At 66.1% G+C, this 10,675-nt stretch carries 14 protein-coding genes and 1 pseudogene; 11 read left to right on the top strand and 4 right to left on the bottom strand.

Features of this window, described 5'->3' with window-relative positions:
* The 4 genes and pseudogenes from OK351_RS05750 to OK351_RS05735 form a co-directional block, all read left to right on the top strand.
* Positions 1-501, top strand: a pseudogene (locus OK351_RS05750) (pyruvate dehydrogenase (acetyl-transferring), homodimeric type); the annotation flags it as partial.
* A 497-nt stretch (positions 502-998) separates the two neighbouring features.
* Complete coding sequence (locus OK351_RS05745) at positions 999-1,346, top strand: PadR family transcriptional regulator (RefSeq protein ID WP_265156699.1); 348 nt, start codon at positions 999-1,001, stop codon at positions 1,344-1,346.
* A 1-nt stretch (position 1,347) separates the two neighbouring features.
* Entirely contained in the window at positions 1,348-2,286 is a 939-nt protein-coding gene (locus OK351_RS05740; RefSeq protein ID WP_265156697.1) for a permease prefix domain 1-containing protein, read from the top strand.
* A gap of 26 nt (positions 2,287-2,312) precedes the next feature.
* Positions 2,313-2,927 carry a class I SAM-dependent methyltransferase gene (locus OK351_RS05735; protein ID WP_265156695.1) on the top strand — a complete coding sequence of 205 codons (615 nt, stop codon included), beginning with the start codon at positions 2,313-2,315 and terminating at the stop codon, positions 2,925-2,927.
* A 56-nt stretch (positions 2,928-2,983) separates the two neighbouring features.
* Here OK351_RS05735 and OK351_RS05730 read toward each other — a convergent pair whose 3' ends face one another.
* Positions 2,984-4,207 carry a class I SAM-dependent methyltransferase gene (locus OK351_RS05730; protein WP_265156693.1) on the bottom strand — a complete coding sequence of 408 codons (1,224 nt, stop codon included), beginning with the start codon at positions 4,205-4,207 and terminating at the stop codon, positions 2,984-2,986.
* A 155-nt stretch (positions 4,208-4,362) separates the two neighbouring features.
* On the opposite strand from OK351_RS05730, the gene OK351_RS05725 reads away from it, so the two are divergent.
* The gene (locus OK351_RS05725; protein ID WP_265156691.1) at positions 4,363-5,514 is read left to right on the top strand and encodes a N(5)-(carboxyethyl)ornithine synthase; all 1,152 of its coding nucleotides are present in this window, start codon (positions 4,363-4,365) and stop codon (positions 5,512-5,514) included.
* A gap of 34 nt (positions 5,515-5,548) precedes the next feature.
* Positions 5,549-6,046 (top strand): hypothetical protein, encoded by a 498-nt coding sequence (locus OK351_RS05720; RefSeq protein WP_265156689.1) that lies wholly within the window; start codon positions 5,549-5,551, stop codon positions 6,044-6,046.
* Positions 6,047-6,059: 13 nt separating this feature from the next.
* On the opposite strand, the gene OK351_RS05715 is transcribed toward OK351_RS05720, so the two are convergent.
* Positions 6,060-6,221, bottom strand: coding sequence for a hypothetical protein (locus tag OK351_RS05715; protein ID WP_265156687.1), 162 nt, complete (start codon positions 6,219-6,221; stop codon positions 6,060-6,062).
* Positions 6,222-7,017: 796 nt separating this feature from the next.
* Here OK351_RS05715 and OK351_RS05710 point away from each other — a divergent pair.
* From OK351_RS05710 to OK351_RS05700, 3 genes are read left to right on the top strand one after another with little or no spacing between them, the layout of a single operon-like run.
* On the top strand, positions 7,018-7,260 hold the full coding sequence (locus tag OK351_RS05710; protein WP_265156685.1) for a siderophore-interacting protein: 243 nt from the start codon (positions 7,018-7,020) through the stop codon (positions 7,258-7,260).
* Entirely contained in the window at positions 7,251-7,427 is a 177-nt protein-coding gene (locus OK351_RS05705) for an SIP domain-containing protein (protein WP_265156683.1), read from the top strand. The genes OK351_RS05710 and OK351_RS05705 overlap by 10 nt, the downstream gene beginning before the upstream one ends.
* Entirely contained in the window at positions 7,408-7,665 is a 258-nt protein-coding gene (locus tag OK351_RS05700; protein ID WP_265156681.1) for a siderophore-interacting protein, read from the top strand. The genes OK351_RS05705 and OK351_RS05700 overlap by 20 nt, the downstream gene beginning before the upstream one ends.
* Positions 7,666-7,737: 72 nt before the next feature.
* Here OK351_RS05700 and OK351_RS05695 read toward each other — a convergent pair whose 3' ends face one another.
* On the bottom strand, positions 7,738-7,929 hold the full coding sequence (locus OK351_RS05695) for a hypothetical protein (RefSeq protein WP_265156678.1): 192 nt from the start codon (positions 7,927-7,929) through the stop codon (positions 7,738-7,740).
* A gap of 75 nt (positions 7,930-8,004) precedes the next feature.
* Between OK351_RS05695 and OK351_RS05690 the strand changes: the two genes are divergently transcribed.
* Positions 8,005-8,505 (top strand): hypothetical protein, encoded by a 501-nt coding sequence (locus tag OK351_RS05690; RefSeq protein ID WP_265156676.1) that lies wholly within the window; start codon positions 8,005-8,007, stop codon positions 8,503-8,505.
* A 171-nt stretch (positions 8,506-8,676) separates the two neighbouring features.
* Positions 8,677-9,846: an acetylornithine deacetylase gene (argE, locus tag OK351_RS05685; RefSeq protein ID WP_265156674.1), complete on the top strand. Its 1,170-nt coding sequence runs from the start codon at positions 8,677-8,679 to the stop codon at positions 9,844-9,846.
* A gap of 39 nt (positions 9,847-9,885) precedes the next feature.
* Here argE and OK351_RS05680 read toward each other — a convergent pair whose 3' ends face one another.
* On the bottom strand, positions 9,886-10,578 hold the full coding sequence (locus OK351_RS05680) for a PAQR family membrane homeostasis protein TrhA (RefSeq protein ID WP_265156672.1): 693 nt from the start codon (positions 10,576-10,578) through the stop codon (positions 9,886-9,888).
* Between the last annotated feature and the right edge of the window lie 97 nt (positions 10,579-10,675).

Here is a 10,675-nt window from a genome sequence, read left to right as displayed (position 1 = left end):
CAGTTGCTGGCTTCGGGGGTCGCGGTGCCGTGGGCGTTGGAGGCCCAGGAGATCCTGGCGACGGAGTGGGGGGTGTCGGCGGATGTGTGGAGTGTGACGTCGTGGAATGAGTTGGCTCGCGAGGGTCAGGGGTGTGACCGGGCTTCGTTGGATGACCCCTCGGTTGCGGCGCCGGTGCCGTATTTGCGGCAGGTTTTGGCTTCCGCGACGGGTCCGGTGATCGCGACCAGTGATTACCAGCGGGCGGTGTTGGAGCAGGTGCGCCCGTATGTGCCTGGTGAGTTCCATACGTTGGGGGCTGATGGGTTCGGGTTCAGTGATACCAGGGCTGCGGCGCGTCGGTTCTTCAAGATTGATGCGCATTCGTTGGTGGTCAAGACGTTGCAGTCGTTGGCTGAGCGGGGTGAGATCCCGGTCGGGACGCCGGTGGAAGCGCATCGGAAGTATGATCTGAATAACCCGAACGCGGGGGTGTCTGGCAACGCCGGAGGCGACGCGTAGGCGTTAGCAGTTCCGTAAAGATGGCGTGGTGCCCGGTTTTACCGGGCACCACGCCATCTGGTGTTTAACCACAACGCCGACAGCTTGCGACTGTACCGGAGGGGATCGGTGGCGGCCCGAGCGCGGCAGGTGAGCGTCACGTTTACACCGTGACTGTCGATGTCTGTACCCGAATTGCGGCATTGCGCTGATCTTCAGGCCAATGCGTGGTTCCAGGCTGGCGGAACGAGGGGCGATCGACCTCGCCCGCGCGCAACCGGTCGGCATCGAACCGCGTACGGAGCATGACCCCCCGGCAGGGTTCGATGCGCCCTCGCAATCTGCCGAAGGTTGGGTTTCGGAAGCCGGCGACCGGAACCGCCAGATGGCCGCGTAACCCGTCGCATGCTCCGGCAGCATCGAAACGGCCAGCCAGCGCAGTGACCAGCCAAACACCATGCCTAATGAATATAATGTTGTATTGACTATAGTGTGTGAGACACAGTATTGTTTCTTGCATGAGTTCGGAATTTGAGGCCCATCTGCAGGAGCTGCGCCGCGGCACCATCGTGCTGGCCAGCCTGCGGATGCTGCGCACCGCCGGGTACGGCTATCGGCTGCTGCAGGAGCTGGAACACCGAGGCCTGAGAACCGATGCCAATACGCTCTACCCGCTGCTGCGCCGCATGGAAAAGCAGGGCTATCTGACCAGCGAGTGGAACACCGATGAGGCCCGTCCGCGCAAGTTCTACCGCACCTCGTCCGAGGGCATCCGCCTGGCCGAGGCCCTGGACGGCGAATGGGCTGCACTTACCAGGGCCCTGGCCTCGATCACCGACCATCCACTGACGGATGAGGAGCACTGAGATGACCACCACGTTGACCCAGCGTTATATCGACGCCACGATCAGGACCATCCCGTTGCCAGCCCAGGACGATGTGCGCGCCGAGTTGGAGGCGTCCATCTTTGACGCGATCGAAGCCAGGGTGGAGCAGGGGGAGGATCGGCCCGCCGCCGAGCGTGCGGTGCTCACCGAGCTGGGTGACCCCGCGGCCCTGGCAGCCGGGTTCGCCGACCGCCCGCTGCACCTGATCGGCCCCAAGTACTACCTGTCCTGGTGGCGGCTCTTGAAGCTGCTGCTGTACATCGTGCCGGCCTGCGTGTTCGGGGCCGTGGCCCTGGGCCAGACGCTGGCCGACGCCCCGTTGGGTACCGTCATCGGCCAGTCGATTGTGGCGGGCATGGGCACGGTGTTGCACCTGTGCTTCTGGGTGACGATCGTGTTCGTGGTCATCGAGCGCACCGGCGCGGATGCCGGGGTGCGCTGGGATGTCGACCAGCTGCCCGAGCCACGCCAGGTGGGGACCAGCCGTACCGATCTCATCGCCGGTGTGCTGATCCTCGCCCTGTCCGCCGGCGCGATCCTGTGGGACCAGTTCCGCGGTTTCGCCCGCCTGGAGGGGCAGTCGTTGCCGATCCTGCATGCCGGGATCTGGCCGTGGATCATGGTGCTGATCGCGCTGCAGGCGCTGTTCACCGTGATGCTCTATGTCCGGGGACGCTGGAGCCCCGCCTTTGCCGTGGGCAATACCGTACTGGCGCTGCTGTTCATGAGCCTGGTGCTCACCGCACTGGGCCGGGCGCTGCTGTTCAACCCGGAGTTCCTGCACACCCTGCAGGCGGTCAGCGGGATGAGCGGGGAAACCCTGCGCATCCTGGCGGTGCTGCTGGTCTTCGGTGTGATCGGCGTGTCGCTCTGGTCGATCATCGACGGCTGGATCAAGCAGCGGCGAAGCGCGCGCTGAAACGCCCGGCGTGGGAAACTGAAGGCATGAATGCACCGAAGGAAAACCTCTGGCTCGCCGCGGTGCGGGCCAACCCCGACCATGCCCGCAACTATGCCGAGCGCTGGCGCGGATTCGTCGAACAGGGCCGGGACATCTACGGCGAGGCCCGGCTGGTGGACGCGATGGCCGATCGGGGTAGCCGGATCCTGGATGCCGGTTGCGGCACCGGGCGCATCGGCGGCTGGCTGGCCGAGCGCGGCCACGAGGTCTTCGGGGTGGACCTGGATGAGCACCTGGTCTCGGTGGCCCGCCAGGACTACCCGCAGGCCCGGTGGTCGGTGGGCAACCTGGCCGATTTCGGCCTGGTCGACGAGTCCGGCGCGGTCCGCCACTTCGACCTGATCGTCTCGGCCGGCAATGTGCTGACCTTCCTGGCCCAGGCCGAACGCCTCCCGGCCCTGCAACGGCTGCGTGAACACCTGGCCGCCGAGGGCCGGCTCATCGTGGGTTTCGGGTCCGGTCGCGGTTACGCCTTCGACGAGTTCGCGGCGGATGCGGCCCGGGCCGGGCTGCAGCTGCAACAGCGCTACTCGACCTGGCAGCTGCATGGGCCGGCCGATGACTTCCTGGTTGCCGTACTGGGTCGGAGCGGCAACTAGGCCGGAACCGGGACCTGGCGGCGTGGTGGCCGGCACTGTGCCACGTAGCCGGGTGGCTAGAGCCCGCCACGGCGCTTGGCCCGCAGCCTCCACAGGGAGGTGGTTTCGCGGGAGCGCGCGGCATGCAGCGGATCGGTGCCGTCGGTGGCCCGGGCATGGGTGGGCACAGTATCCAGCCGGTCGATGACCTCCAGTCCGGCCCGGTCGATGGCGTCGGGCAGCATGCTGGTGGTGCGTAATCCCAGCAATTCTGCCAGATCCGAGATGACCAGCCACCCCTCGCCATCCTCGGTGAGGTGATCGGGCAGGCCGCTGAGGAACTGCAGCAGCATCTTGCTGCCCGGGTCGTAGACGGCGGCATCCAGGCTGGTGGGGGCGCTGCCCGGCAGCCACGGGGGATTGCAGATCACCAGTGACGCCCGCCCCGGCGGGAACATACTTGTCAGCTGTGCTTTGGCGGTGTTTTCGATCCCCAACCGGGCGAAGTTGTCATTCGCGCAATCCACGGCCCGCTGGTGGATGTCGGTGCCGATGACCTTGCGGACACCACGGGCGGCCAGCACGGCGGCCAACACACCCGTCCCGGTGCCGATGTCGAAGGCCAGCTCCATGTCCTGCAGCGGTGCGGCCGCCACCAGATCCACGTACTCGTGGCGGGTGGGCAGGAACGTCCCGTAATGCGGGTGGATCCTGGCGCCAAGGGCCGGGACCTCCACCCCTTTCAGGAACCATTGGTGACCGCCCTGGATGCCGAGCAGCTCCTGCAGGCTGAGAACCGCGTCCTGCTTTCCGTAGCCGGGTTGCCGGTCGTAGCCGAAGGCCACCGCCGCACCCAGCTGTGGTGCTCGTGGCAACGGCACCGTGGCCGTTGCATCGGGGGTATCGAAGCTGATCGGGACCAGTAACAGGGAGAGCATGCGGGAACGCTGGGCCCGGGTCTGGCGGATCCGGTAGAAATCCTCGGACGGGCTGCTGCCGGGCTGCGCGTTCCTCTTCGCCGCGGTCCGCTCCAGCCGTCGGTCCATGGCACCGAGCAGCTGCCTGGCATTGTGGAAGTCGCCCAGCCACAGCATTGCCACACCCTGGGCAGCGTATTTCATTGCCTGGCTTGCGGTCAGCCGGTCATCGACCACCACCAGGTTCTTCGGTGCGGGCCGGTCGTTGGCCGACCACCAGCGCCCGGATTTCGTGCTTCCGGCATGCTCCCAGGAAAGGAAATGGTCTGCGGTATGCGTGTGCGGACGGATAGGACATGACCTCGATCGGTAAACGGCGCTCACCCTGCAAGCAACCGTGCACGAGGAGCAGTCCGGCGCGGCATCTGGATACCCCCAGTCTACCGAACCGGGCAGGCCGTTCCGCCGGAAAAAGGGCCGGTGTACCCTTGGGACTAGGTGCACGGCTCCCGTGCCGTACCACCCAGAGAGAGTAGACCATGGTTGTTTCCAGTCCATTGACGCTCGGCGTCATCGCCACATCCCAGAAGAAGAACGAACGCCGTCTGCCCATCCACCCCGAGCATCTTGAGCGGATCGACGAGCGCTTCAGGAGCCGGATCATCATCGAATCGGGTTACGGTGAATCCTGCGGGCTGGATGATGACCAGCTGGCACCGTATGTCGGGGCCATCGCCTCACGGGATGAGATCATGGAGGCGGCCGACATCATCCTGCTACCCAAGCCGCAGGCCGCGGACCTTCAGCAGATGCGCGAGGGCCAGGTGCTCTGGGGGTGGCCGCACTGCGTGCAGGATGCGACGATCACCCAACTGGCCATCGACAAGAAGCTGACGCTGATCGCGTTCGAGGCCATGAACCACTGGGGCAGCGACGGGAGTTTCGGATTGCACGTCTTCCACAAGAACAACGAACTGGCCGGATACGCCTCGGTGATCCACGCCCTGCAACTGCACGGCTCCACCGGCGACTATGGCAAGCGGTTGAGCGCGGTGGTCATCGGTTTCGGCGCCACCGCCCGTGGTGCGGTCACCGCCCTGCACGGGCACGGCATCCACGAGGTCAAGGTGCTGACCAACCGGTCGGTGGCGGCCGTCGCCTCGCCGATCCACTCGGTGCAGATGGTCCAGTTCGAGCACGAAGGCGGTCCGCACCTGAGCGAGGTCATCACCGATGCCGGCCGGCTTCCCCTGGCGCCGTTCCTGGCCGAGAGCGACATCGTGGTCAACTGCACCCTGCAGGATCCCAACGACCCGCTGATGTACCTGCGTACCGGGGAGCTGGCGGCCTTCACCCCCGGCAGCATCATCGTGGATGTGTCCTGCGACGAGGGCATGGGCTTCGAATGGGCGGTGCCCACCACCTTTGATGAGCCGATGTTCACCGTCGGGCCGAATATCAACTACTACGCGGTGGACCACAGCCCCTCCTACCTGTGGAACTCGGCCAGCTGGGAAATCAGCGAGGCGCTGCTACCGTTCCTGGACGTGGTGCTGGATGGGCCCGAAGCCTGGAAATCCAACACCACCATCAACCGGGCCATCGAGATCCATGAGGGCGTGGTCCGGAACCCGGCGATCCTGCAATTCCAGCAACGTGCGCAACGCTACCCGCATCCGGCCCTCGGATAGTCCCTCCGACAGCCGAAGGTCCAGCCTGGGTGCCATGAGGTTGCCCAGGCGGGCCCTTGCCGGTTCCGCGCTGCTATTGATCTGCGCCTGCTCGGCCGAACCGGCACCCTGCACCGAGATCGGCGTGCCGAGCGGGATTGGTCTGGAAATCCCCGCGGCACAGGCCCGGGAGGTGGCCGGAGCCGGCCTGCGGGTGTGCTGGGACAGTACCTGCCAGGACACGGAACCGGACTTGGTGCCTTCCACCCGGGCCGGGGACGAAACCTGTGCCGGGACCATGCCCGGGGATAGCTGCTCGGTGCGGATGGTGCCCACCGGTGCATTGCACGGTTTCGCCGATCTTCCCGGGCTGCCCGAGGCCCCGGTCCAGGTGCGCGTGAGCCTGCATGATGCCACTGGTGCGACACTGTTCGACCGGGAGATCAGCGTGGTTCCGCAGCGGGTCCACCCCAATGGGCCGCACTGCCCGGGGGACGGATTGCAGACCACGGTGATCGCCGAGGGCAACCAACTGCAGCTGCCCGCCCGGTAGCTGCCCGGGCCGTTCAGCCTGCCGCATCGCTGCGGGCGAGCCCCACCAGACGCCGCGCCCGGATCGGATTCGCGCGGTCGGCCTTGGGCTGGGTGCTCCAACCGGCGGTTTCATCCATGCGGTGGCCGCCGACCAGCCGCGTGGCCAGCTGCGCCCCGGCCAGCAGGGAGGACATCTTAAGGGTGGAGCCATGACGCGAAAGCCTCCCGGGAGATGGCCAGGTTGTGCGCCCCGATGGACGCCTCGTCGGTAGCACCGATATCCAACAGGTCCGCCCAGGGGCCGCAGTTCCCGGCGCAACGGCACTCCGGGCAGCCCGATGGCCCACTGGTGGTGTTTGATGGCCGCTGCCCGATCACCCTCGCATTCATGCAATAGCCCCCGCAAGTTCTCCGGTTCACCGGCCTGGCGGGGACGGAATTGGTCCGCCGCGGCCAAAGGCGTGTCAAATGCCTCCGGCTGTGCCCGGGCGATTTCCGGACCCCGCCCGGGTTTGCCCGTGCCGGCGCTGAGCAGGATCCAGGCGCCCGGATCCGGTTCCACGTAGCGGTTGAGCAGCCAGCCGGATTCTGCCTGATCCCAATCCTGTTGCCGGCGCTGCCGAACCGCCCCGAGAGTCCGGGGCCCACCAATTCGCCGATCCGTTTCAGGACTCGGCTCCACGCCCCGCCGCCAATTAACCCCGGAGAAAAGTGCTCCGCGCTCATGCTCCTTGCCCACGCCCGGCCCGGCAGGACGCAATGGCCTCGACGGTCAATGTCGTGGAACAGTGTGCAACGTTGGTGGATGTTCCTGGCGGCCCGGATAATCTGCCTGTGAGCAGGGCACGGCCGGGCGGCTCGTCGGCACCCCGGTAGCAGCGTTGTGGGGTGTGGCATCCCGCGGGAACCTTCCGGTTCGTGCGGTGGAACCAGGCACAGCCCGGTGGCCCGCAGTCCATTTCCGTCCTGCCGGGTCGAGAGGACACACCGATGAGCAATATCGCCGCAGCCCATGCCGAGTCCGGCCTGATGCGTACCACGGTGCTGTGCAGCGAACGGAGCACCGAGCACATGACACGGGTGACCTTTGCCGGCGAGGACCTGCACAACTTCCGCTTCCGCGGATTTGACCAATGGTTCAGGCTTGCGATCCCGGTGGGTGTCGACGCCCGGTTCGATAACCTTCCGGCCCGTGGGCAGCGAGCGTGGAACCGGGCACCCCGGTGGCGCTGATTGACCAGGGCTGCGGCTGGAATCCCGCGGAAGCCACGCACTCGCTGATCGTTGCCGATGAGTCTGCAATACCCGCAGCCCTGGGCATCCTGCGCGACCTGCCGCGCGATGCGTCAGGGCATGCACTGATCGAGGTCTTCGACGGGCGTGACCGGCAACCCCGATGAGGCGCCCGACGGGGTGCAGGTGCACTGGATGGTGCGTGAACCCGGGCAGCAGCCGGGAGCCGAGGCGCTAGCGGCCCTGAGCCGGCTGCAACTGCCCGGTAGCCTCTACGCCTTTGCGGTGGGGGAGTCGGCCCTGGCCACCGGGGCGCGACGACACCTGGTCGGCGAGCGCGGATTGCCCAAGGCCAACGTCACCTTCTCCGGGTACTGGAAACGGGGCAAGGCCTCGCCAGGCTAGGAGACGGGCTGCGCCTGGGCGGCCACCGTTGCGGCTTGACGTGGGGCGCCGGTGATATGCCCCGGTGCGGGTCTATCCCACGTGCTGCCAGGAATCGCCTTGTTCGCGCCATTCGGAGAGCAGAGTCTGGTGGTGGCATGATTCCTGGCCGCAAGTCACCGGTTGGATGTTTTCCATCGGATGGTGCGTGGCCTCGGAGACCTCGTGCACGCCGCTCACACCGCACTTGGGACACTGGCCGATCAAACTGGAAGTATTTGACATGGCCCGAGCCTAGCGCCTGGCAGTGACCGGATCCATGGATAGGGGTAATTCCCAGCAGGAACTCGGAAACGGCCGGTGCCGGAGCCCGCACCCCGGCGTGCCCTGCTGGTGACCGTGACCGGGGTAGCGAAGAATATGTCCATGTGCAATTTCGTGCTGTGGGCAGTGAACGCCCACGCCTTCGACCAGGAATTCATTGATGCCACCACCGGGCAGCTCGGGGTCGCTCCCGAACCCAGCGACATCAGCCTCAAGTCATCACGGGTCCGTGCTGGCGCCCGCTATTTCACTCTGACACCGAATATGTGCAACTGCGGAACCCTGATGGGGTTGGGGGATAGCGGGCAGCCCAGTGACGGGATCGAGACCCAGGCGCTGCTCGGCTGGATTGCCCGGATGCCCGAATTCGCGCCCAGGATCTCCCGGCTGGCCCTCTACAACGCATGGAGCCCCGAGGATGACCAGATCACCCCGGGTCGGGCCAAGGGCATCCAGGTTGCCCAGCTGGACGAGCTGCTACTGCGCCGGCTGCCGGAGGATATGCTGCTGACCATCGATTATCCCGCCCGGTACTGAAGACCGTGGTGACTCGTGGCTTCTGGGTGCACCGGTTGTCCCTGCTGAACCTGTTGTGGTGAACGCGAACCACAAAATCACCAAGTCACCGGGGGTCTTCGAAGCTTCACAAGGCCCTGGGCATGTGAAAACATGGGCAGGTCAACACACCTTCGAAGCCCGGGAGCCAGAGTGGATGCACTGCCGACGGAAAATACCCTGTCCCAGATCAACGAACTGATCCGGTTGGACACCACCAGTCGGGACAGCAACCTGGGGTTGATCGACCTGGTGGCCACCCGGCTGAAGGCGGTGGGACTGGATTACACGCTGATCCACAATGCCGAGGGAACCAAGGCCAACCTGTTGGCCACCATCCCGGCGCTTGACGGCGGTACCACCGGCGGCATCGTGCTGTCCGGGCATACCGATGTGGTGCCGGTGGACGGGCAGGACTGGACTAGCGACCCCTTCGAACCGCAGATCCGTGACGGCAGACTTTACGGCCGCGGCACCTGCGATATGAAGGCCTTCATCGGTGTCATCCTGGCCAGGCTGCCGGAACTGGTCGCTGCCAAGTTGGACGAACCGATCCACCTGGCGTTCTCCTACGACGAGGAGATCGGCTGCGTGGGTGCGGTCAGCCTGGTGGAGAGGATCACCGAACTCGGCCTGTCGCCGCGCGGTGCCGTGGTGGGCGAACCGTCGAGCATGCGGGCCATCCGCGGGCACAAATCGATGAACGTGTTCAAGGTCGACTTCCACGGGGTGGCCGCCCACTCCTCATTGCCCGGGGATGGGCTGAACGCGATCAGCTACGCCACCGGCTTCGCCCGGTTCGTCGACGAGGTTTCCGCCGAGCTGCGCCAGGGTCCGCGGGACGAGGCGTTTGTCGAGCCGACCACCACCATGAATGTGAACCGTATTGATGGCGGGATCGCGGTGAATACGATCCCTTCGCTGTGCACGGTGTTCTTCGAGTACCGTTCGCTGGCCAGTGTGGACCGCGAGGCGCTGACCGGCCGGTTGCGTGCCGAGGCGCGGCGGCTGGAGGCGCAGATGCAACAGGTCCATCCGGCCGGGCGGGTCGAGTTCACTCCCATGGCCGGTGCCCCGGGGCTGGATACCGCGGCCGATGAGCAGATCGTTGGTCTGAGCGCCTCATGGGGCGCGATCGCGGTGGATGAGAAAGTCACCTACGGCACCGAGGCCGGGCTGTTCGCCGCAGCGGGCATCCCCGCTGTGGTCTGCGGTCCGGGCGATATCGCCCAGGCCCACGCACCGGATGAATTCATCGAACTGTCCCAGATCGCCGCCTGTGAGCGGTTCATTGACCGGATGATCCGTTCGCTGTCCCGGTAATTCCGGGTGCAGTCGCTCCATGCTCCGGCTGGCCGGGGGTTACCCGACTACCAGCAGGACCGCCCACCAATGGCAGAGGTAGGCGATGATGGTGCAGGCGTGGAAGATCTCGTGGAACCCGAAGACCCCGGGTAGCGGGTTGGGTCGTTTGGTGGCGTAGAAGACCGCACCCACTGTGTAGAACAACCCGCCCAGCACGATCAGGATCATCATGGCCGGGCTCGCGGCGTAGAAGGCCGGCAGGTACATGACCGCGCCCCAACCCAGCAGGATATACAGTCCGACCGACAGCCACCGCGGGGCCGCTGGCCACAGGATGCGCAGCAGGGCACCGCACAGCGCACCGGCCCAGATGATCGAGAGCACCAGCACCGCCTGGTTCCGGGGCAGCACCATGGCGGCCGCCGGGGTGTAGGTGCCGGCGATGAGCAGGAAGATGTTCGCATGGTCTGCCCGCCGCAACAAGGTGCCGCGTAGCGGGCCCCAGTGCCCGCGGTGGTAGAGTGCGGAGGTGCCGAAGAGCAGGATGGAGCTCAGCGCAAAAACCGCCGCAGTCCATTCCCCGGTGGTGCCCTCGGCCAGCAGTACCAGCAGGATCCCGAGCACGATCGCCGCCGGGGTCGTCCAGGCGTGCAACAGGCCGCGCCAGCGGGTGCGTTCGGTGCCCGGGGTGACGGCCCGGCGCGGCTTCGGGGTGGAGGGGTCGGCCGGTGAGTTCAAGCCAGTCATCATCAGTCCTTGAGCGTGAATTCCGCCCGTTGTCCGGGCTACCCCCAGTCTAATTGACTGTCCAGTAACAAGCCGATGCCGTGTTGCCGGGAATAACCCC

This window comes from Glutamicibacter sp. MNS18 (genome assembly GCF_026107515.2).
Lineage (GTDB): Bacteria > Actinomycetota > Actinomycetes > Actinomycetales > Micrococcaceae > Glutamicibacter.
Note: the sequence above shows the minus strand (reverse complement) of the source record. Positions and strands in the feature narration are given on the sequence as shown.